Source organism: Mesorhizobium sp. M7A.F.Ca.CA.002.05.1.1 (genome assembly GCF_003998335.1).
Taxonomy (GTDB): Bacteria; Pseudomonadota; Alphaproteobacteria; order Rhizobiales; family Rhizobiaceae; genus Mesorhizobium.
This window is the reverse complement of the sequence record NZ_RZQI01001358.1, coordinates 1-1025: the sequence shown is the minus strand read 5'-3', so window position 1 is coordinate 1025 and position 1025 is coordinate 1. Positions and strand designations below refer to the sequence as shown.

Here is a 1025-nt window from a genome sequence, read left to right as displayed (position 1 = left end):
TTCATGAAATAACTGCAGGGACCGGTCAGCGCTCCGGCCATGCCGCGATCGAGCGCCAGCTTGGCGCAGCGTACCGCATCGATCACCACGCCGGCCGAGTTTGGAGAATCCCAGACTTCCAGCTTGAGCTCGGCATTGAGCGGCACGCCGCCGAAAGTCGTGCCTTCCACCCTTATATAGGCCCACTTGCGATCGGTCAGCCACGGTACGTGGTCGCTGGGCCCAACGTGGATATTGCCTGGCTCCAGGGGAACATCGAACTGGCTGGCCACGGACTGTGTCTTCGAGATTTTCTTCGATTCCAGCCGCTCGCGTTCCAGCATGTTGAGAAAATCGGTGTTGCCGCCGAAATTCAGCTGATAGGTGCGGTCGATGCGTACGCCGCGTTCGCGGAAGAGATTGGCCAGCAGCCGGTGCACGATGGTCGCGCCGACCTGGCTCTTGATATCGTCGCCGACCAGCGGCAGTCCTCGCTGCTCAAAGCGCCGGCGCCATTCCGGGCGTGAGGCGATGAAAACTGGTATGCAATTGACGAAGGCGCAGCCGGCCTCGAGTGCGCATTCGGCATAGAAGCAAGTTGCCTCCTCAGAACCCACCGGCAGGTAGGAAACCAGCACGTCAGCGTTGCTGTCGCGCAGGATCTCGCTGACATTGGCAACCGGCTCCGGAGCTTCTTCAATCTCGTCGCGCAGATATTTGCCGATCCCGTCCAACGTCGGCCCGCGCTCGACGCGAATGCCGGTTGTCAGCGCGTCGGCGAAGCGGAACGTGTTGTTCGGGGCGGCATAGATCGCTTCCGCGACGTCGCGGCCAACCTTGCTCCTGGCGACATCGAATGCGCAGACAATCTCGATGTCGTCGACATGGTAGCCGCCAAGGTCGGCATGCATCAGCCCAGGGATTGGTTCGTTGCTTTTCGCGTTACGATAAAACGAGAGGCCCTGCACCAGGGAGGATGCGCAGTTGCCGACCCCAACGATACCAACACGAACCTTTTTCGATCCCACGAAACCGCCACCCTATGT

At 60.6% G+C, this 1025-nt stretch carries 1 protein-coding gene; it reads right to left on the bottom strand.

Going from position 1 to position 1025, the window contains the following annotated elements:
• On the bottom strand, nucleotides 1–1007 hold a 1007-nt coding region (locus EN939_RS35530), incomplete at its 3' end, for an inositol-3-phosphate synthase (RefSeq protein WP_127271978.1).
• Nucleotides 1008–1025 lie beyond the last annotated feature (18 nt).